Annotated in this window: 20 protein-coding genes; 17 read left to right on the forward strand and 3 right to left on the reverse strand. The window is 71.3% G+C overall.

Annotated elements, in window-relative coordinates:
- Nucleotides 1–34 precede the first annotated feature (34 nt).
- Genes HYQ63_RS33470 through HYQ63_RS33530 form a run of 13 tightly spaced genes read left to right on the forward strand, consistent with a single transcriptional unit; the run spans nt 35 to nt 12207 of the window.
- Complete coding sequence (locus tag HYQ63_RS33470) at nt 35–1018, forward strand: SDR family oxidoreductase (RefSeq protein ID WP_179937511.1); 984 nt, start codon at nt 35–37, stop codon at nt 1016–1018.
- Nucleotides 1015–2547: a PEP-utilizing enzyme gene (locus HYQ63_RS33475; RefSeq protein ID WP_179937512.1), complete on the forward strand. Its 1533-nt coding sequence runs from the start codon at nt 1015–1017 to the stop codon at nt 2545–2547. The genes HYQ63_RS33470 and HYQ63_RS33475 overlap by 4 nt, the downstream gene beginning before the upstream one ends.
- On the forward strand, nt 2534–2818 hold the full coding sequence (locus HYQ63_RS33480) for an acyl carrier protein (protein ID WP_179937513.1): 285 nt from the start codon (nt 2534–2536) through the stop codon (nt 2816–2818). Before HYQ63_RS33475 ends, HYQ63_RS33480 begins: the two co-directional genes overlap by 14 nt.
- Complete coding sequence (locus tag HYQ63_RS45055) at nt 2815–3471, forward strand: MarR family transcriptional regulator (protein WP_179937514.1); 657 nt, start codon at nt 2815–2817, stop codon at nt 3469–3471. Before HYQ63_RS33480 ends, HYQ63_RS45055 begins: the two co-directional genes overlap by 4 nt.
- Nucleotides 3468–4601, forward strand: coding sequence for a PEP-utilizing enzyme (locus tag HYQ63_RS33490; protein WP_179937515.1), 1134 nt, complete (start codon nt 3468–3470; stop codon nt 4599–4601). The genes HYQ63_RS45055 and HYQ63_RS33490 overlap by 4 nt, the downstream gene beginning before the upstream one ends.
- Nucleotides 4598–5374, forward strand: coding sequence for a maleylpyruvate isomerase family mycothiol-dependent enzyme (locus HYQ63_RS33495; RefSeq protein ID WP_179937516.1), 777 nt, complete (start codon nt 4598–4600; stop codon nt 5372–5374). The genes HYQ63_RS33490 and HYQ63_RS33495 overlap by 4 nt, the downstream gene beginning before the upstream one ends.
- A 28-nt stretch (nt 5375–5402) precedes the next feature.
- Nucleotides 5403–5864, forward strand: coding sequence for an SRPBCC family protein (locus HYQ63_RS33500; RefSeq protein WP_123103782.1), 462 nt, complete (start codon nt 5403–5405; stop codon nt 5862–5864).
- Between the two features lie 21 nt (nt 5865–5885).
- Nucleotides 5886–7388, forward strand: a complete 1503-nt coding sequence (locus HYQ63_RS33505) for an NAD(P)/FAD-dependent oxidoreductase (RefSeq protein WP_179937517.1) — start codon at nt 5886–5888, stop codon at nt 7386–7388.
- The gene (locus tag HYQ63_RS33510) at nt 7389–8066 is read left to right on the forward strand and encodes a methyltransferase (RefSeq protein ID WP_179937518.1); all 678 of its coding nucleotides are present in this window, start codon (nt 7389–7391) and stop codon (nt 8064–8066) included.
- Between the two features lie 44 nt (nt 8067–8110).
- Nucleotides 8111–9655 carry a class I adenylate-forming enzyme family protein gene (locus HYQ63_RS33515; protein WP_179937519.1) on the forward strand — a complete coding sequence of 515 codons (1545 nt, stop codon included), beginning with the start codon at nt 8111–8113 and terminating at the stop codon, nt 9653–9655.
- 12 nt (nt 9656–9667) lie between these two features.
- Nucleotides 9668–10630 (forward strand): UbiA family prenyltransferase, encoded by a 963-nt coding sequence (locus HYQ63_RS33520; RefSeq protein WP_179937520.1) that lies wholly within the window; start codon nt 9668–9670, stop codon nt 10628–10630.
- Between the two features lie 50 nt (nt 10631–10680).
- Nucleotides 10681–11655: an NADPH:quinone reductase gene (locus HYQ63_RS33525; protein ID WP_179940764.1), complete on the forward strand. Its 975-nt coding sequence runs from the start codon at nt 10681–10683 to the stop codon at nt 11653–11655.
- 24 nt (nt 11656–11679) lie between these two features.
- Nucleotides 11680–12207 (forward strand): PPOX class F420-dependent oxidoreductase, encoded by a 528-nt coding sequence (locus HYQ63_RS33530; protein WP_179937521.1) that lies wholly within the window; start codon nt 11680–11682, stop codon nt 12205–12207.
- A gap of 62 nt (nt 12208–12269) precedes the next feature.
- Here HYQ63_RS33530 and HYQ63_RS33535 read toward each other — a convergent pair whose 3' ends face one another.
- Both HYQ63_RS33535 and HYQ63_RS44075 read right to left on the reverse strand, forming a co-directional pair.
- Entirely contained in the window at nt 12270–14453 is a 2184-nt protein-coding gene (locus tag HYQ63_RS33535) for an MMPL family transporter (protein WP_218929590.1), read from the reverse strand.
- Nucleotides 14454–14458: 5 nt separating this feature from the next.
- Nucleotides 14459–15856: an NAD(P)/FAD-dependent oxidoreductase gene (locus tag HYQ63_RS44075; protein ID WP_218929591.1), complete on the reverse strand. Its 1398-nt coding sequence runs from the start codon at nt 15854–15856 to the stop codon at nt 14459–14461.
- Between the two features lie 136 nt (nt 15857–15992).
- On the opposite strand from HYQ63_RS44075, the gene proP reads away from it, so the two are divergent.
- Together proP and HYQ63_RS33545 are read left to right on the forward strand one after the other, a co-directional pair.
- On the forward strand, nt 15993–17414 hold the full coding sequence (proP, locus tag HYQ63_RS33540; RefSeq protein ID WP_179940765.1) for a glycine betaine/L-proline transporter ProP: 1422 nt from the start codon (nt 15993–15995) through the stop codon (nt 17412–17414).
- Nucleotides 17415–17587: 173 nt separating this feature from the next.
- Nucleotides 17588–17956, forward strand: coding sequence for a nuclear transport factor 2 family protein (locus HYQ63_RS33545; RefSeq protein ID WP_179937523.1), 369 nt, complete (start codon nt 17588–17590; stop codon nt 17954–17956).
- Here HYQ63_RS33545 and HYQ63_RS33550 read toward each other — a convergent pair.
- Complete coding sequence (locus HYQ63_RS33550; RefSeq protein WP_179937524.1) at nt 17943–18746, reverse strand: helix-turn-helix domain-containing protein; 804 nt, start codon at nt 18744–18746, stop codon at nt 17943–17945. The two genes, HYQ63_RS33545 and HYQ63_RS33550, sit on opposite strands and share 14 nt — an antisense overlap.
- A gap of 87 nt (nt 18747–18833) precedes the next feature.
- Between HYQ63_RS33550 and HYQ63_RS33555 the strand changes: the two genes are divergently transcribed.
- Nucleotides 18834–19142 carry a 4a-hydroxytetrahydrobiopterin dehydratase gene (locus tag HYQ63_RS33555; RefSeq protein WP_179937525.1) on the forward strand — a complete coding sequence of 103 codons (309 nt, stop codon included), beginning with the start codon at nt 18834–18836 and terminating at the stop codon, nt 19140–19142.
- A gap of 94 nt (nt 19143–19236) precedes the next feature.
- Entirely contained in the window at nt 19237–20505 is a 1269-nt protein-coding gene (locus HYQ63_RS33560; protein WP_179940767.1) for an NAD(P)/FAD-dependent oxidoreductase, read from the forward strand.
- The last annotated feature ends 46 nt before the right edge of the window (nt 20506–20551 follow it).

Here is a 20551-nt window from a genome sequence, read left to right on the forward strand (position 1 = left end):
CGGCATGAACGATCCCGGCATGAACGATCCCGGCATGAACGTATTGATCCTGGGCGGCTCCGGGTTCCTGGGCACGGCCGTGGCGCAGGCGTGCGAACGGGACGGCGCCACCGTCCGGGTGCTCTCCCGCAGCGGCCGCACCGCCGTCGGCGAGGGCGTCCGCGGCGACGTACGGATGCCGCGCCTCGGCCTGTCCGCCGCCGACCTGGCCCGGGTCCGGGAGGAGACCACCCATGTGGTGCTCTGCTTCGGCTCGGTGTCCTGGACCTCCGGCCCCGGTGAGGTGCTGGAGACCCACAGCTCCGGGATGCGCTCCGCGCTGGCCTTCCTGCGCGAGATGCCCGCACTGCGGCAGGCCGTGCACATCTCCTCGCTGCTGGCGCTCGGCCGCGCCAAGGGCCGCGTCACCAACCGCGAGCTGTACACCGGCCAGCGCTTCCGCAACTGGTACGAGTACGGCAAGTACTGCGCCGAACGTCTGGTCCGGGACACCCCCGAACTGCCCGTCGGCGTCGTCCGCTTCGGCCCGGTGCTCGGCCCCGACCCGCGCGGCGGACGGCCCGACACCCGGCACGGACTGCCGATGGTCTTCCCGCATCTGCTCGCCGGATACCCGGTGCACCTGGCCCGGCGCGGGGACTTCCCCTGCTGGATCACCGACGCGACCTCCGCCGCGCAGATCGTGCTGAAGGCGCTCACCACGCCCATCGGCCGGTCCACCTGGACCTGGTTCGACCCGGCGATGCCCACGCTGGGGGAGGTGTTCACCGAGGTGTGCCGACCCTGGGGCGTGGTGCCGAAGATCGTCGAGGCCGGGCCGCTCGGCCGGTTCACTCGCCTGATCGGCGAACGGGTCGGTGCGCCACGGGAGCTGACGGAGTACACCGAGCCCTGGTTCGACCTGGACGTGAACGTCCTCAAGGAGATCCCCGAGCCCTGGCCCGTCCCCGACCCCGACTACCTCGGGGCCACCGGTGAGGCGCTGCGCGGCGGTACGGAGAGGAGGGCCCTCGTATGACCGAGGAGGCGACCGAGCAACCGCAGACCGTGGAGATGTCGGTCGACACCGATCCGCATCCGTACTTCCGCGTCTACTCGGCGGGCAACTTCGGCGAAGTGGCCCCGCAGCGGCTCTCGCCCATGTCCTGGTCGCTGGTGGGCGACCCGATGGAGCGCGGCACCCGGGCCCTGGCCCGGCGGCTGTGGGGCCGCCCGGCCTGGGCCGAGGGCGGACACTACGTCTTCGTCGGCTACTTCGGCTGCCGTCCGTACCACAACCTGGCCGCCTACTGCCATCTGTCCGCCTCCATCCCGGGACTCCAGCCGAGCGACGTCACCGACGCCTACTTCGAGGGCATCGACTCCCCGGAGGAGCTCACCGCGCTGCGCTCCGGCCGGGTCCGCCAGGTCGCGGGCAGCGCCAAGCTGCTGGGCGAACTGCGCGACACCGGACCGCGGCTGCGCGCCCTGGAGGAGCGGGTCGCCGAGCTGGAGTGGGGGCTGCGCGCCGCGACCACCACCGACAGCCCCGTCGCGCTGGCCGGGGTGCTGCGCGACGCGCTGCCCGTCCTCGAAGAGGCCTGGGCGGTGCACATCCTGACCACCTCCGGGCTGGTGCCGGTCCGCGCGCTCCAGCGGCGCGTCTACGGCAAGCTGCTGCGGCACGGCAAGGAGATCGCGCACTGGCTGACCCGGCCGCGCGAACTGGTCTGGGACCGGCTGCACACCGCGGCGTCCACCCTGGACCCGTTCGGCCCCGGCGACTTCCTGGCCTCCTCCTTCTACGAGGTCGCGGACGGGCAGGCGCCCTGGCAGGACTACGCGGTGCGGCACAAGCAGGTGGCGGGCGGCAGTGGCGAGGCGTCCGTGGCGCCGATCGACCCGGCCGAGGCCCTGTCCGGGATGGTCTCGCCCTGGCGCAGCCGCACCGTACGGTCGCTCGCGGTCGCCGTCGGCGAGATGATGGCGGGGCGCGAGCACTCCAAGTCCCTCGCGATGCGCACCCTGCACATCTACCGGCGGCTGCTGCCCGCGCTGGCGTCCTCGATGGGCGGCGACGCCGACCTGTGGCCGTATCTGACGATCCGGGAGTTCACCGAGCTGGCCACCCGGCCGGGGCTGATCGAGCGGGCCCGGCCGCGGATCGAGGCCTGCCGGGCGGCGCTCGCCACCCCCATGCCCGAACACCTCGATCTCACCGGCGACGACGGGGTGATCCGGCCGTGGCTGAGCCAGACGCCCCAGGGGCTGCGCGGGGTGGCGCCCGGCATCGGCACCGGTACGGTGATGACGCCCGAGGGCGATCTGCCCGACGAGCCCGTGATCATCGTCTGCTCGTCCGCCGACGCGGACATCGCCCCGCTGCTGCCCTTCGCCGAGGGCGTGCTCAGCGAGCGCGGCAGCGATCTGTCGCACATCGCGATCCTCTCCCGCGAGTACGGGATTCCGTGCGTCGTGGGCTATCCCGGCGCGGCCTCGCTGCCTGCGGGCACGGCCGTCTCCATCAACGGCAGTACCGGAGAGGTGAACATCCTTGACCCTTCCTGACTCCACCCGGACGTCCGCGAACGCCGAGACCCTGACCGCCCTGGAGGAGGTCTACGCCCAGGTCAAGCGGGTCCATCGGGATCTGCGGCCGACCGATCGCATCATCCAGGACCTGGAGATCGACTCGCTGGCCACCCTGGAGATCCTGCTGGCCCTGGAGGAACGCTTCGGCGTGGCGCTGGTCGACAACCCCAAGGCCGCCACCATCACGACGGTCGGCGACCTCGTCGGACTCCTCGACGAACTGCGCGCCGACGCCACCACGACATGACGACGGGAGACGCATTGCTTCCCGAAAGCGACACCGACACCGCCGCCTTCGACGTCCTGCACACCCTGGTCATCAAGGGCATGGCACCGGCCGACCCACTGGTGGCGGGCGCCGGGCACGACCGCGAGGACGTCCTGGCCGAACTGGAGAAACTGCGGGCCGACGGGCTCGCCACCCACATGGAGCGGCGCGGGCTGTGGCGCATCACGGCCGAGGGCCGCGAGCGGCACACCGCGCTGATCGCCGACGACCTGGCGGGCGACGGCCGGGACCGGCTGCGACCGGGATATGAGCGCTTCCTGCCGGTGAACGACCGGTTCAAGGAGCTGTGCACCCGCTGGCAGCTCCGCGACGGTGCCACCAACGACCACACCGACGCCGCCTACGACCAGGCGCGGGTGGCCGAACTCGGCGCCGTGCACGACGAGGCCGCTCCGGTTCTTGCCGAACTTGCTGCCGTACGCCCCCGGTTCGGGCGCTACGCCGACGGGCTCACCGGCGCCCTGGCCCGGCTGCGCGACGGCGACCACAAGGCGTTCACCGGCGTCATGTGCGACTCGTACCACGATGTCTGGATGGAGCTGCACCGCGATCTGCTGCTCTCGCTGGGGATCGAGCGGGAGGCCGAGGAACGGGCGGGGACGGCGCGGTGAGCGGCGCGGACATCCCCGCGGACGCCCCCGCGGACGCCCCCGCGGACATCCCCGTGGGCGCTCCCGTGACCGGCGCGGACACGGTGCTGCGGCTCACCGGCGAACTCGGCGACGGCGACCGGAGCGCGGTCGGCGGCAAGGCCGTGGGGCTCGCCGCGCTGCTGCGCGCCGGGGCGACCATCCCCGACACCTGGGTGGTGCCGGTCGGCGCCGAGCCCGCCGCCGACGACCTCGCCCGGCTCGCGGCCGTCGCCCCGCGCTGGGCGGTGCGCAGCTCGGCCACGGTCGAGGACGGGGCGGCGCTCAGCTACGCGGGCATGTTCCGCAGCGAACTCGACGTCCCCGCCGACGGCTTGGCCACCGCCATCGCCGCCGTACGGGACTCCGCGCGCAGCGGCCGGGTCGCCGCCTACCGGGAGCGCACCGCGTCCGGACCGGTCCTCGACGTCGGGATGGCGGTGCTGCTCCAGCCCTTCCGCACCCCGGCGCGCAGCGGGCTGTGGCTGGGCCGCGGCCCCGGCCGGGGACGGCTGGAGTGGGTGCGCGGCAGTGGCGACGCCCTGGTCTCCGGCGCCGTCACCCCCGCCTGGGAGGAGTGGACGCCCGAGGGGCCCGCCGGGGGATCGGAGCCGGAGCCGCTGACGAGCGGCGGGCTGCCGGTCGGCGCGGCGTGCGTCGCGGTGCAGAACGCGCTCGGCATGCCCGCCGACCTGGAATTCGCCCTGCTCGACAGCGGCCTGGTGTGGCTTCAGTTCCGGCCGATGACCACCGTGCTGGGGGAGTCGCCGGGGCCCGCCGCCGAGGCGGACGAGAAGGTCGTGCACGGCATCGCGGCCTCCGCCGGGGCGGCCACCGCCCGGGCGCTGCGGCTGCGGGACATCGACGACCCCCGCTGGGAGCCGGGCGCGGTGCTGCTCGCCGAGCAGACCGACCCGGACTGGGTCCCGCTGATGGCGGAGGCCGCCGCCCTGGTCACCGCCGAGGGCGGGATGCTGTGCCACGCCGCCATCGTCGCCCGCGAACTCGGGGTGCCCTGTGTGACCGGGGTCGGCGCGGCGGCTCTGGAGCGGCTGGCCGCGGGCGGCCCGGTCGCGGTGGACGGCTCGGCGGGAACGGTGGCGATCCTGTGACCCCGGTACGCGAGCCCGCGACCCCGGTGCGCGAGGAGCTGGCCGATCTCGCCGACGAGCAGCGGGAGTTCGGCGCCCTGGTGCGCTCCCTCACCGACGACGACTGGGCCCGTGACTCGGCGGCGGACGGCTGGACCGTGGCCGACCAGGTGTCCCATCTGGCCGACACCGAGGAGGTCGCCCGCGACACCCTGACGGGCGGCCCGCGCGCCTTCGCCGCGGCCGTCCCCGCGTACCCGACCGCCGAGGACTTCACCGCCGCCGGGTGCCGCCGGGGTGACGGGCTGTCGCCCGGCGACCTGACCGCCTGGTGGGACCGGGCCGGTACGGCGACCCGTCGGCTGATGGCCGAACGCGCCCCCGGCGACCGCGTGGCCTGGGGATTCGGCATGACCACCGAGGTGTTCGCCACCGCCCGGCTCATGGAGCACTGGGCGCACGGCCTGGACATCCGGGACGCGCTGGGGCTGCCGGTGGCCGAGACGCCCCGGCTGCGCCACATCGCCGCGCTCGGCCACGCCACCCTGCGCTACGCCCTGGGCCGGGCGCGGGTGCGCCCGCCCGCGGACCGCACCCTGCGGCTGGAGCTGACGGCGTGCGACGGCACCGGCCACGCCGTCGGCCCCGACGACGCGACCGATGTGCTGCGCGGCCCGCTGCTGGCGTGGTGCCGGGTCGCGACCCGGCGCACCCGGGGCGCCGCGGCGGGGGAGCTGACGGCCGACGGCGAACTCGCCGAACTCGCGCTGCTGCACGCGCGGGCGTATCTGTGAAAGCGAGGCAGGACGGTAGTGTGACGTCATGGTCAAGGTGGAGAAAGAACAGACAATCGCCTGTACACCGGAAGCCTTCCTCGACTTCGTGATGGACATCGAACGCTACGTCGAAGTCGATGACAAGGTCGGACCGATCTCCTGGGTGCGCAGGAACGGTAATCTCACCGAGTTCAAGTTCCAGCCCCGGCTGCCCGGGCTGCGGCTTCCGGAGCCGAAAGCCATCGCCCAGATGCGGCTCACTCCGGGCTCGTGCATCGACATCCGGCTGGCGCCCTTGCCGCTGAACAAGTTCAATCACCGGATGGCCGAATTCAGCGCCCGGTTCTCCTGTGTGCCGGTGGACGGCGGCATCCGGGCCACCCGCATGATTTCCTTTCAGTTCAACCCGCTCACCCGCTGGATGCTCGACCCGGTACTGCGGCGCACCATCCCCGGGTCGGTGGAGCGGGAACTGCGGTTGAGCAAGGAGATTCTGGAACGCGCGTAGTGACGCGACAGGGGGAAACCCATGGATATACCGGCGGACGACGACACCCCGGCCCCGGCCGGGGAACAGCACGCGCATGTCATCGTGATCGGCGCGGGATTATCGGGGATCGCCGCCGCGGTCAAACTGCGGCGCGGCGGCATCACGGACTTCCTGGTGCTGGAGAAGGCCGACCGGGTCGGCGGGACCTGGCGGGAGAACACCTATCCGGGGTGCGCCGTCGACATCCCCTCGTCGATCTATTCCTTCTCCTTCCACCCCAACCCGGGCTGGAGCAGGAATTTCGTCGGCCAGCCCGAGCTGCTGTCCTACATCGAGGACACGGTGGAGAAGTTCCGCCTCGCCCCGGCGCTGCGCTTCGGCACCGAACTGCTGGAGGCCGCCTGGTCCGGGGACCGCCGCCGCTGGGTCCTCGACACCAGCCGGGGGCGTTTCGTCGCCCAGCACGTCATCTTCGCCTCCGGTCTGCTCCACGAGCCGACCATCCCGTCCCTGCCCGGGCTGGACGGGTTCCCCGGCGACACGTTCCACTCGGCCCGCTGGAACCACGACGTGGACCTCACCGGCAAGCGGGTCGCCGTCATCGGCACCGGCTGCTCGGCCATCCAGCTCGTGCCGGAGATCCAGCCGCAGGTGCGCGAGCTGTACGTCTTCCAGCGCACCGCCGCCTGGGTGATACCCCGGCTCGACTTCCGGGTCCCGAGGCCCGTCCAGCGGCTCTTCCGGCACGTCCCCCTCACCCAGCGCCTGTTCCGCGGCGTCTGCGACGGCTTCCTGAAGACGCTGGCCCTGGTCATGCGCCGCCGAAGCGTCGCCCGGCTGCTCACCCCGGTCGGCAAGGGGCTCCTCCGGCGCCAGGTGCCCGACCCCGAGCTGCGCGCCCAGCTGACCCCGGACTTCACCGTCGGCTGCAAGCGGCTGCTGCTGTCGAACACCTACCTCCCGGCCCTGACCCGGCCCAACGCCCGGCTCGTGCCGCACGCCCTCGCCGGGGCGGACGGCAGCGAGCTGATCGCGGCGAACGGCGAACGGGTGGAGGTCGACGTCGTCGTCTTCGGCTCCGGCTTCGAGATGCGTCATCCGCCGATCGCGACACGCATCCGCGGCCGCGACGGCCGGCTGCTGTCCGAGACGTGGAAGACCAAGAGCCCCGAGGCATACCGGGCCACCACCCTGCCCGCCCTGCCGAACGCCTATCTGCTGCTCGGCCCGAACATCGTGATGTACAACTCGCTGCTCGCCCTCGCCGAGGCCCAGCTCGACTACGTCGTGGACGCGATCCGCACCGCACGCGCCCGGGGCATCGACGCCCTGGAGATCCGGCCCGAACCGTTCCGCTCGTTCAACGACGAGGTGCAACGCGGCCTCGCCTCGACCGTTTACAACACCGGCGGATGCAGCAGCGTCTATCTCGACGAAAACGGCAAGAACTTCGTCACCTGGCCATGGTCCACCAAAAGGATGCGCAACGGCCTGGCCCGCTTCGACATCGAGAACTACGCGACGACCCCTGCGGAGCGCTGAATGTACGACTACACCCAGCCCTTGAGCCGGAGCGAGGCGAGCCGGGCCGACGTACGGCAGCAAAGGGACATCGAGCTGAGCGGCAAGGAATGGACCCTGCTGCCGGACGTGTTCTCCCCGGCGCACTCCAAATCCAGCCTGGCCCATCTGTCCCTGCTGCAATTCCCGGTCGGCGGCACCTTCCTCGAAATCGGCTCCGGCATCGGACTGATCGCCGTCGAAGCCGCTCTCGCGGGCTGCCGCGCCGTATACGCCACCGATCTCAATCCGGCGGCGGTCAAGAACACCGAACTCAACGCCGAGCGCTTCGGCGTCGCGGACCGGGTCACCTCCGTCCACAGCGACCTGTTCGACGCGCTCCACGACGCACCCGCGTTCGACGTGGTCTACTGGCATTCCAACAATGTGTGGGCACCGCCGGAACTCGACCTCAGCGCGCACGAGCTGGCCTATGTCGACCCCGGATACGAGGCGCACCGGCGGTATTTCCGCGAGGCGAGGAATCACCTCGCGCCCGGGGGCCGGGTGCTGATCGCGCTCAGCAGCCGGGCCGGCCGTGCCGAACTGGACGAGCTGGCGGCGGCCGAGAAACAGCGGCTGATCACCCTCGACTCCACCACCGTGGACGAGCCGGAAGGCCCCGTGGTCTACGAACTGCTGGAACTTGTCACGCGGTAACCCGGTCATCCGGAAACCCGGCACATTCCGAGAAGAGGCCCACCTTGATCTTCGACAAGCTGCTGAGTCTGCCCAGTGACGCCGAGCCCTGGATCGTCGACCACCAGCCGATCGCCGTCACGGCCGAGGACGAGAAGGTACGGCCGGGCGATGTCGCCGACGCCGCCGCCCGCGGCGCGACCGCCCTGCGGTCCCACGGCATCGAGCCGGGACGGCGGTGCATCGTCTGGCTGGAGTCCCCGACCGACATCATCGTCGCCTACGCGGCCATCACCGCCCTCGACGCGGTGCCCATCCTGATGAGCCCGACCCTCTCCGGTCCGGTCGTCGCCTCCATGGTGGAGAACGTCTCCGGCATCACCGCCGTCATCTCCACCGACGACCGGCTCGCGGAGAGCGAGAAGACCTTCCCGGACATCGGCACCTTCATCGACTGGCGTGACATCGCCGCCGAACTCCCCGACCACAAGCGGATATCCCGGCCCCGCGAGGTCGCCTCCGACGCCGCGTACGTCGTCGTGCACACCTCCGGCACCACCGGCACCCCCAAGCTGGCCGAATGCTCCAGCGCCAGCATCCAGTTCAACGCCCGCGTCCAGGCCGTCATCCACTGGCTGTCCCGGCTGGACGGCCATCTCGCCCTGGCCATCTCACCCGTGCACGGCCGGACCGTGGTCGGCATCCTCGCCGCCCTCATGCGCAAGGCGCCGCTGCTGCTCCTGGAGGACGACTCCCCGGACAACGTGGACCGGATGCTCAAGCGGCACCGCCCCACCTATCTGGAGACCCACCCCAACACCTTCCGCGCCTGGCAGCACCTCGCGCCCGGCGGCGCGTTCCGCTCGATCCGCTTCTTCGGCGCCGGATTCGACGTCATCCACCCGGACACGGTCAGCGCCCTGCTGAAGGGCTCGGACCACCGCTTCGCCGTGTGCGTCGAGGTCTACGGGCAGAACGAGACCGGGCCCGTCGCCATCCGCAGCCACCTCAAGGGCACCCAGAAGCCGCTGCGCGCCCTGCGCCGGCTGCGCCGCGCCAAGCTGCTGCGCGGCCACCCGGCCGGGCCCCGCTTCCCGTTCTGCCGGGTCCGCATCGTCGACGACTCGGGGCGGCCCGTACCGGCCGGCACCCCCGGGCGCATGGTCGTCAACACCCCGGGCGTGTTCTCGGGATACATCAACCGGCCCGATCTGACGTCCAAGAACTACCCCGACAAACGCTGGTGGGACACCGGCGACTGGGGCACCAAATCGCGCACCGGACGCATCACCCTGATCGACCGCCAGGTCGACAAGGTCTCCGGCGCCATCAGCGGCATCGGTATCGAGGACATCCTGCTGGAGAAGTTCCCCGAGTTCCTGGAACTGGTCGTCCTGGAAAGGGACGGCACCCTCCAGCCCGTCCTCTCCCTGCGGCCCGGCGCCGCGTTCCGGCGCAAGGCCTGGGAATCCGCGTCCCGTCGGCTCGCCACCATGGCCGAGCCCGTCATCATTCCCGACAGCGAGTTCCCCCGGACCGTCACCGGAAAGATCAAGCGGGAGCAGCTGAAGAAATCGCTGGCCGAACAGCGCCTTTCCATAAGCGTCTGAGGGAGCGTGTCCATGACCGCCACCAGCGCGTCCGGCACGACGTCCGACGCGACGAAGATACCGCTCGGCACCAAGCTCATCGGGTACGTCCAACTCGGCAAGGTCCGGATCTACCACCACGCCTACGGCTGGATCCTCGCCCTGCTCCTGCTGCGCCTCGACGGCCGCGTCGGCGGCGACACCGCGGCCGCGCTCGCCCTGACCCTGCTCATGGTGTGCGCCACCCAGTGGAGCGGGGGCGCCGCCGATGACCTCGGCGGCTTCCGGGACGGCAGCGACGCCCGCAACTACGCGGGCCGCCCCGCCTCCACCGTCGCCAAGAAGCCGCTGCTCACCGGCGTGCTGACGGAGCGCGAGGCGGTCCGCTTCGGGATCGTGATGTGGGTGATCGCGATCGCCGCCGGGCTCGGGGCCGTGGCCAGCCTGGACGGCACGGCGCCGCTGGCCGCCGTCCTGGTGATGCTCGTGGGGCAGATCGCCTCGGTGCAGTATTCGATCGGGCTGAAACTCAGTTATCTGCCCGGCGGCCTCGAAGTCACCATCTTCTATGTCATCGGCTGTATCGGGCTGGTGCCGTACTGGCTGATCGCGGGCCGGGTCAGCGCCGAATCCCTGATCGCCAGCGCCCTGGTCGGCCTGTGGTTCCTGCTGATCGTGTCCTACGGGAACGCGTCCGACAAAGAAGGCGACGCCGAGGTGTCCCGCTACACCATGGCGGTTCTCCTCCCGTCCAAGGCGTTCAAGGCATTCCTCACCCTGCTCTTCGCCGCCAGCGTCACCCTGCTGACCCTGTTGTTCACCACCACGCGATTCGATCCGCTCCTCGGGCTGACCGTCGTGCCTGTCGTCGTGCTCCACGCCGTGCAGCTCTATTACGGTGCCGGAAAGGAAGAGTGGCGAAAGGCGCGTTTCATCGGGCTCAGCTCGGTCGATCTGGGATGTCTGGGACTGGCGCTCGCCTTCGTTCTCGCATGAACGGCCCCGAACGGGCCCCCCGACGGGAGAGCAGTGCAGTGAACGGCGATATGACGGCGGCCTACATCACCGCCCTCGGCGGTGCCGACGACATCAGGATCGGGCCGCTGCCCCGTCCCGTACCAGGCCCGGACGAGGCGCTCGTCCGGGTCGAGGCGGTGGCGGCCAATCACGTGGACACCTTCGTCCGCTCCGGCGCGTACGCCACCGAGGTGCCCTTCCCGTTCGTGGTCGGACGGGATCTGGTCGGCACCGTCGAGACCCCCGCCGGGACCTTCGCCCGCGGTGAGCGGGTGTGGTGCAACAGCCTGGGCCACGACGGCAGACAGGGCTCCTTCGCCCAGTACGCCGCCGTGCCCGTGGACCGGCTCTATCCGCTGCCCGCCGGGGTCGACCAGGTAGCGGCGGTGGCCGTGCTGCACACCGCCGGGACCGCACACCTCGGCCTGTTCCGGGACGCCCGCCTCCGGCCGGGGGAGACGGTCCTCGTCGAGGGCGCGGGCGGCGGCGTGGGCAGCGCCGTGGTCCAGCTCGCGACCGCGGCCGGGGCGCGCGTCATCGCCGTCGACCGCGCCGAGAACGCCGAGTGGTGCCGTTCCTGCGGGGCGGACCAGGTCCTCGACCGTGCCGACCCGGAAGCCCTCGCCGCGGTCCGCCGCCTCGCCCCGGACGGGGTCGACGTGGCGTGGGACTGCTCCGGGCACCATGACTTCGAGACGACGATCCCGCTGCTCGCCCGGGGCGGCCGCGTCGTCCTGATGGCCGGGATGGGCGCGCGCGCCGTGCTGCCCGTCGGCGCCGTCTACACCCGCGACATCAGCCTCCACGGCTTCGCGATCAGCAACGCCTCGGCGGCGGACCTCGCGGCCGCCGCCGGGACCATCAACCGCGAGCTGGCGAGCGGCCGGCTGCGCGGCAGGGTCCGCGTCGAGCTTCCGCTGACGGAGGCGGCGCGCGCCCACCGCCTGCTGGAGGGCCGCGAGGGCGGTGCCGGTGGCCCGGGCCGCATCGTGCTGATCCCCTGACCGGAAGAGAAAGGAAGGCCGTACGTGCCGCGTCTGCTCAGCAAGGAATGGTGGGAACAGCGATTTCTGCGGATGTACGACTCCTGGCGGGACCCGGTGACCTGGCAGGTCACGGCGACCCCCAACGGCCCCGGTGACCTGCGGCAGTTCAAGCGCCGCCGGTTCGCCCTCCTGGTCACCTACAAGCGCAGCGGCGACCCCGTCCCGTCGGCGATGTGGTTCGGCCTCAAGGACGGCCGGGCGTATCTGCGCACCGGCTGCGACTCCTGGAAGGTCCGGCGGATGCGCAACAACGACCAGGTGCTGTTCGCCCCGTCCAACATCCGCGGCAAGCCCAAGGGCGCGGTCATCCCGTGCACCGCGCGCATACTGCCGGACGAGGAGAAGCCGCGCGCCGCGGGGATCATCGTGAACGCGTACGGCGCGGGCCGGAAGCTGTACGACCGCACGGTGGCCACGGTGTACGAGGAGGCCGCGTACATCGAGATCACCCCGAACGCCCTGCTGAAGGCCGAAGCCGAGCGCGCGGAAGCCCGGCGCTCACGCGACTGAGGATCGACCACACGGCGCCGGGCGCGTCCGGGACCTCCCGGACGCGCCCGGCGCTTGTGTGTTCACTTCTCCCGCAGGCCCACCTTGGCGTGCAGCGCCCGCAGCGGCTTCGGCGCCCACCAGTTGCCCTTGCCGACCAGCCGCATGAAGGCCGGTACCAGGGTGCCCCGGACGAGCGTCGCGTCCATCAGCACCGCGAGCGCCAGCCCGATCCCGATGGCTTTGAGATAGACGATGCCGGAGATCAGGAAGCCCAGGAACACGATGGCGATCAGCACCGCCGCGGCCGTGATCATCGAACCGGTGCGCTCCAGTCCGCGGGCGACCGATGCCACGTTGTCCCCGGTTCTGTCGTACTCCTCCTTGATCCGGGACAGCAGGAACACCTCGTAGTCCATCGACAGCCCGAACGCGATGCAGAACAGCAGCACCGGCACGGTCCAGGTGATCGAGTCGGTGACCACGAAGTCGCCCACGATCCCCTCCAGATGGCCGTCCTGGAACCCCCACACCAGCACGCCCAGGGTGGCGCTCAGGCTCAGGCAGTTGAGGATCAGCGCCTTGAGGGGCAGCAGCAGGGAGCCGGTGAAGAGGAACAGCACGGTGAAGGAGCTGGCGGCGATCACCGCGAGCGCCACCGGCAGCCGGGCGTTCATCGAGTCGATGGAGTCGGTCAGCTCCGCCGCGGGCCCGCCCACCTGGACGGGGTAGGGCGCCGGGAGGTCTCTGATGTCCTTGACCAGCGCGCGGCCCTCCTCCGAGAGCGACTGGTGGCTCGGCACCACGGACAGATAGGTGCTGTGGCCGGAGCCGAAGCGTTTCGACAGCTCCGACGGCCGCTGCACCAGCCGTCCGTCGGTGAACGTCCCGGCCTCGCTGTCCACCCGGGACACATCGCCGAGCTTCGACAGCCGCTCGGCGTACGGGGCCACGTTCCGGTCGCCGGGCCCGGGCGTACGGTCGAGGACCACGTTGAGCGCCTGGGTCTCCTGGGCCCGGAAGCTGTCCCGGATGTCGTTGCCGACCTGCCGGGCCTGGCTCTCGGCGGGCAGCACCCGCTCGTCCGGCAGGCTCAGCCGCAGATCGAGGAAGGGCGCGCCGAGCAGCAGCAGAAGCGCGGTGACGGCGCCCGCGACGGGCAGCGGGAACCGCATCACCCCGGTGGCCAGCCGGTGCCAGAAACCCTCCCCGGACGCCTCCTCGGCCTTCGGCGTGCGGCGGCGCAGGACGCGCCCCTTCTCGATGCGGTGGTCCAGCGCCTTCAGCAGCGCGGGCAGGAAGGTGAGCGAGACGAACGCGGCGAGCAGGGCGGTCGGGATCCCGGCGTACGCGAACGAGCGCAGGAAGTAGAACGGGAACACCAGCAGCGCCCCGAGCGCCAGGGTCACCGTCACCGCGGAGAACAGCACCGTGCGGCCCGCGGTGCGCAGCGTCGTGGCGATGGCCTGATCGGTCTCCGAGCCCTGGCCCCGCTCCTCCCGGTAGCGCTTGATGAGGATCAGGCTGTAGTCGATGGCGAGGCCGAGCCCGAGGCCGGTGGTGACGTTGCTGGCGAGCGCGGAGACCTCGGTGAACAGGGTCAGGACGCGGATGACCAGCAGCACCGACAGGATGGTCAGCCCGCTGACCATCAGCGGCACCAGGGCGGCGACCACGCTGCGGAACACGAACAGCATCACCACCAGCAGGACCGGGAAGGTCACCGCCTCGATCTTGACCAGGTCCTTCTCGGTGGTCTCGGACATCTCCTTGTCGGCGAGGGCGTTGCCGCCCACCCGGACGTCCAGCCCCTCGGCGCGGTGCTCGTAGTGGCTCTCCAGCCGTTTGAAGGTGCTCTGGACCTGGTCCTCGTCGCCGGAGATCCGGGCCATCAGCAGCGCCTGGCGGCCGTCCTCGGCGCGCAGCGGCGCGGCCTTGCCCAGCGACCAGTACGACGCGGCCTGCTCGACCCCGGGCTCATCGGCGACGCGTTCGGTGAGCCGGGCCCCGGCGGCGGCCACGGCGGGGGAGTCCACGCCCCGTTCGTCGGAAACGAGCAGGACGAGGTCCGGGGCGCCCGCCCGGAATCTGTCGTCCATGACCTGCGCGGTCTTCGCCGATTCCGTCGAGTTGTCGACAAACCCTCCGGCGGACAGCTCCTTGATCACTCCGCCGCCCAGCGCGCCCGCTATGACGAGCAGCACTCCGGACAGATACAGCACCAGTTTGCTGCGGCGGCAGGTGAACCGGGCCAGTGAGACGAACAATTCGGCTAACCCTTCTCGCGCTGCGGCTTCCCCTGCGAGCGGTTGACCCGCAGGGCGCGCAGCAGCGTGGACGGTGCGGCCAGGGAACGGGGGTGGGTGCGCATGTACGTCACCGAGTTGAACCGCACGGCGACGGACCGGTCCGTCACCGAGGCGTCGGCGATCTGCTCGGCGAACCATTTGCTCAGGCGGTAGCCGCGCGGATACGGGCCCGTCACGTCCGGCCGGGCGAGATCGGCCGAGGTGGATATCTGCCAGGCCGCGTCCACCACGACGCGCTGGCGGGCGAAGAAGCTCCGGGCGGGGGCGTCGAGGTCCGGCCGGGAGCGCAGATACTCCGACAGGGCCGAGGCGTGCAGGGTGGCCGAGGACATGCCCTGCCCGTAGATCGGGTTGAACGAGGCGACCGCGTCACCGACGCTGATCAGCCGGGCGGGGAACCGGGTGAGGAGATGGAAGTCCCGGCGGCGGCTGTCGGCCTGGTGGTAGGGGAGGATCTCGCCGAGCTGATCGCCCGCGACCGCCTCGCGGTAGACCGGCGGCAGCTCGCCGCACAGCTTCCGGAACTCCGCCACGTCCCGGATCGGCGGCTGCTTCCCGTAGTTGGCCAGGGTGATCAGCCAGCGGTCGTCCTCGATGGCGGTGATCGCGCCGCTCGCCACCCGCGGCGGGGTCGCGGTGGGGGTCCGGTAGGCGATGGCCGCGGCCAGCTCCGGGTCGGCGTCGGTGCGCCGGAAGTAGCCGGTGGCGTAGTCGATGTTGATGGCCATCCGCCGCATCGCGGGCCGCTGCCAGCCGTTCTTCTCCAGCCAGTCACCCAGCTTGCTGGCCCGCCCCATGGCGTCGACGACGAAGTCCGCTTCCTCGACCCATTCGTCCTCGCCCGCCCCGCCGCAGCGCACCCCGCTGACCCGTCCCGCGCGGAACTCCAGGCCCCGGGCGCGGCAGGTGAGGACCTTCACATTGGGCAGGGCCAGGGTGCGCCGCCGGACCAGCGACTCCAGGAACGGGCGGCTGCTGGAGATCAGCCCCATCGTGCCGTCGCTCACCTTCGGGACGCCGTCGGCGTACGCGCGGATGGTGTACGGGGACGAGATGATCGCGCCGCCCGCCTTCGCCTCGTCCTCGAAGCCGGGGAACAGCCGCCGCAGTTGCATCCGGCCGCCGTGCATCAGGGTGTGCAGCTGCCCGTCGTGCGGGGTGCCCGGCCGCGGGGCGGCGCCGGCGGGTAAGGCGTCCCGCTCCACGATGACCACGCTTTCGGCATGGTCGGACAGCACCCGGGCCGCCAGCATTCCGGCCATGCTCCCGCCGAGCACCACGGCCTTGCCCATCAGGACGTCGGTATTGGTGATCGGCTCGTCCGTACTGAGCCGGGCGAACACACGGGCGGCTGACTCCATCACGAGACCTCCAGACCGGTTAGATGCATCAACCAGGAACCGCTGGGTAGGCGCACGAATCCGTCTGACGAAGAGAGAGAAAATAGTTGTGCCTGCCCTGACCGATTCCGATGCCCCCGCCGCAGTCCGGCACCCCATGCTCCACCGCGCCATCAAGCGGCGCAAGAACCCTCCTCTGCGGCGCACTGACATCACGGTCACCGAGGAGAAGGACGTTCACCGCGCGGTCAAGGCAGCCGCGCTGGGGAACGCCATGGAGTGGTTCGACTTCGGGATCTACAGCTATCTCGCGGTCATCATCGGCAAGGTCTTCTTCCCCGGCGGGAGCGCCACGATCCAGGTGCTGTCCTCCTTCGCGACGTTCGCGGTGGCCTTTCTCGTACGGCCGCTGGGAGGTATGTTTTTCGGGCCGCTCGGTGACCGCATCGGGCGGAAGAAGGTGCTGTCCTTCACCATGATCATGATGGCGACGAGTACGCTCGCCATCGGCCTCATCCCGGGCTATCACTCCATCGGCTACGCCGCGCCCGCGCTTCTCATCCTGTTCCGCATGATGCAGGGATTCTCCACCGGCGGTGAATACGGCGGCGCGTCCACGTTCATCGCCGAATACGCCCCCGACAAGCGGCGCGGTTTCTTCGGCAGCTTCCTCGAATTCGGCACCCTCATCGGCTACACCGCCGCGGCCGGACTGGTCACCATCCTGACCGTGACGCTCTCCGACGACACGATGATGTCCTGGGGCTGGCGCATCCCGTTCCTGGCCGCCGCCCCCATCGGGCTCGTCGGTCTGTATCTGCGGCTGAAGCTGGACGAGACCCCCGCCTTCCAGAAGCTGGAGGAGGAGGCGTCCGCGGCGCAGGAGCGCACGACGCTGCCGTTCTGGCAGGTGTTCCGGACCCAGTGGCGCGCGATGGTGCTGTGCATGGCGCTGGTCGCCGCGTACAACATCACCGACTACATGCTGCTGTCGTACATGCCGACGTACCTCTCGTCCACGCTCCACTACAGCGAGACCAAGGCCCTCGTCTCGATCATCATCGTGATGCTGGTGCTCATGGCCGCCATCACCTTCGTCGGGCGGCTCTCCGACCGCGTCGGCCGCAAGCCCGCGCTGCTGGCCGGGTCCATCGGCTTCTTCGTCCTCGCGGTGCCCTCCTTCCTGCTCATCAAGCAGGGCGGCGTGGTGCCCGTCTTCGCGGGTCTGCTGCTGCTGGGCCTGTGTCTGCTGCCCTACGTCGCCGTGATGTCGGCCTCCCTGCCCGCGCTCTTCCCGACCGATGTGCGCTACGGCTCCCTGTCCATCGCCTTCAACATCTCCGTCTCCCTCTTCGGCGGCACCACCCCGCTCGTCGTCGAGGCCCTGGTCAGCGGCACCGGTGACGACCTGATGCCCGCGTACTACACGATGCTCGCCGCGATCGTCGGCATCATCGCCTCGGCCGTGATGAAGGAGACGGCCCGCAAGCCGCTGGAGGGCTCGCCGCCCTCGGTCGCGACCAAGGAGGAGGCCATCGCCCTGGTCGAGTCCCAGTCCCCGCAGGCCCAGCGCCACTGAACCCGGCGCTCCCGTCCCGGTCATTACCCCTGCGGTAATCGACCCCCTCGTACCCCCGGCGGCACAGTGAGGTCATCGGGTTCCGGGCCGGCGCACTCCGGCCCGGGATCCGGATCCGAGACCATGCACAGGCCGCCCGAGGCCGCTTGTGCCGCCGCCCTGGAGGGGACGAGATGACCGACTACGACACCGCCGTGGCCCGCTACTTCGAGGCGTGGAACGCCACCGGGCCGGAGGCCCTCGCCAAGGCCGTCGCCGCCGCCTGGACGGAGGACGGCGGCTACACCGACCCGCTGGCCGACGTGCGGGGGCACGAGCAGCTGGCCGCCGTCATCGCCGGGGCGCACGAGCAGTTCCCCGGCTTCGTGTTCCGCCCGCTGGGCAGCGTCGACGGGCACCACGCCATCGCCCGCTTCAGCTGGGAGCTGGTGGCGCCCGACGGGTCCGCGCCGGTCGCCGGCTCCGATGTGATCACCCTCGCGGAGGACGGCCGCATCCGCTCCGTCCTCGGCTTCCTCGACCGGGTCCCTACGGCAGCGTGATGCCCCTGAGCGCGGCGGCGGTCTCCGGGTCGGCCGGGAGGAACGTCTCGATGGCCAGCTCGGAGACGGTCACGTCCATGGGGGTGTTGAACGTCGCGATCGTCGAGATGAACGACAGCACCCGCCCGCCCTGCTCAATCATCATCGGCAGCGCGAACGGCGCGTGGCCGCCGCCGGTGGCCGACTCCCGCCCGCCCGACTCGGGCAGCGGATAGCCGGCCACCTCGTCGTACAGCTCGCGCAGCGGCGAGGAGCGCATCAGCGCGAGCTGGCGGTCCATCTGGTCCAGCAGATGACCGCGCCACTCCCTCAGGTTGCGGATGCGCGGGGCGAGCCCGTCCGGGTGGAGGGTGATCCGCATCGCGTTCATCGGCGGGGTGAGCAGATGGTCCGCCACGCCCTCCAGCAGCGCCTGGATGCCCCGGTTGGCCGCCAGCACCTCGTACGTCCCGTCCAGCACCAGCGCCGGATACGGCTCGTAGCCGGTCAGCAGCCGCTCCATCCCCTCGCGCAGCGCGCTCATCGACGGGTCGTCCACCGCCCGCTCCGGATAGTGCGGGGCGTATCCGGCGGCGATCAGCAGCGCGTTGCGCTCCCGCACCGGTACGTCGAGGTGGTCGGCGAGGCGCAGCACCATCTCCTGGCTCGGCCGGGACCGGCCGGTCTCGATGAAGCTGATGTGGCGGGCCGAGGAGTCGGCGCGCAGCGCCAGCTCCAGCTGGCTGATGCGCCGCCGGTCCCGCCATGCGCGCAGCAGCGCGCCCACCCCGGGCGGCGCGACAGTTGTCATGCCCCGAAGGTAACGGAACCCCGGCGGTGCCCGTGGCAGGGTGGAAGGCCGAGCCATCACCTGACGCGCAATGATGGAGGAACCGCCATGGCAGTCGAGCCGCTGGCCCGCGAGGAGATCGAGGAGCGTCTGGAGCAGCTGCCCGGCTGGTCGGTCGCGGACGACCGGCTGGTCCGCAGTTACGTCTTCGACGGGCATCCGCAGGCCGCGGCCCTGGTCGCGGAGGTCGCCCGGATCCAGGACGAGCTGGGCCACCACTCCGATCTGACCCTCGGCTACAACAAGGTCACCGTCACCGTGAACACCCACAGCGTCGGCGGCAAGGTCACCGAGCTGGACTTCGGGCTCGCCCGCCGCATCGAGGCCGCCGCCCCCGGCCACGGCGCACATACCTGAACCCGCCGCCCCCGCGCGGGAATCGTGACCAAACCGCTCCCCGATCGGCTCCGAATACCCCCATGAGAGGGCGGTGTCGAACGGAGGAGCGGGCATGGGCGGGCAGCGGCAGCGGATCGCCGTCGTCGGCAGCGGAGTGGCGGGACTGACCGCGGCGTACGTACTGCAACGCACGCACGACGTCTCGCTGTACGAGGCGGACGACCGGTTAGGGGGCCACGCCCACACCCACCACGTGGCGGCCCCCGGGGGCCGGGTGTGGCCGGTCGACAGCGGGTTCATCGTCCACAACGAGCGCACCTACCCGCAGCTGCTGAAGCTCTTCCGCGAACTCGGCGTCTCCACCCAGGAGTCCGAGATGAGCATGTCCGTGGTGTGCGAGGGCTGCGGACTCCAGTACGCCGGGGCGCGCGGTCTGCCCGGGCTGCTCGCGCGGCCCTCCAACACCGTCAGAGTGCGCTATCTGCGCATGCTCACCGAGGTCCCGGCCTTCCACCGGGCCGCCCGCCGGTTCCTGGACCGGGTGCCGGACGACACGGTCACCCTGCGCATGTTCCTGACCATCGGCGGCTGGTCGCGCTACTTCGTCTCCCACTTCGTCACCCCGCTGGTCTCCGCCGTTTGGTCCTGCGACGCCGAGACCGCGCTGCGCTACCCGGCCCACTACCTGTTCCGCTTCCTCGACCACCACGGCATGCTGTCGGTCACCGGCGCCCCGCCCTGGAGAACCGTCACCGGCGGCTCGCGCACCTACGTCGAGGCCATCGCCAAACAGCTCTCCGCCCTCCACACCTCCGCCCCCGTGCGCACCGTCGTCCGCCACCCCGACGGCGTCGACCTCGTCACCGAGGACGGGGAACAGGCCGCGTACGACGCCGTCGTGATCGCCGTCCACGCCGACCAGGCGCTCCGGCTGCTGGAGCGCCCCACCGACGAGGAACGCGACATCCTCGGCGCCTTCCGCTACTCCCGCAACGACACCGTGCTGCACACCGACCCCACCCTGCTGCCACGCAACCGGCGCGCCCGGGCCGCCTGGAACTACCGGATGCCGTCCTGCGCCACCCCCTCCGGCCGGGTGCTCATCAGCTACGACATGAACCGGCTCCAGCGGCTCGACGCCCCCCGCGACCACATCGTCACCCTGGGCGGCGGCGACCGCGTGGACCCGGACCGGGTGCTGGCCCGCATGGTGTACGAACACCCCGTCTACACCCCCGAGTCGGTGGCCGCCCAGCAGTGGCTGCTGTCCCTCAACGACCGCGTCACCGCCTTCGCCGGGGCCTACCACGGCTGGGGCTTCCACGAGGACGGCTGCGCCTCCGGCGTACGGGCCGCCGCCGCCCTGGGGGTGCGCTGGTGAACCACCCCCGCCGCCCCGCCGCCCCCGCCAGGCCCGGCACCGCCGT

This window comes from Streptomyces sp. Rer75, from assembly GCF_013414305.1.
GTDB lineage: Bacteria > Actinomycetota > Actinomycetes > Streptomycetales > Streptomycetaceae > Streptomyces > Streptomyces himastatinicus.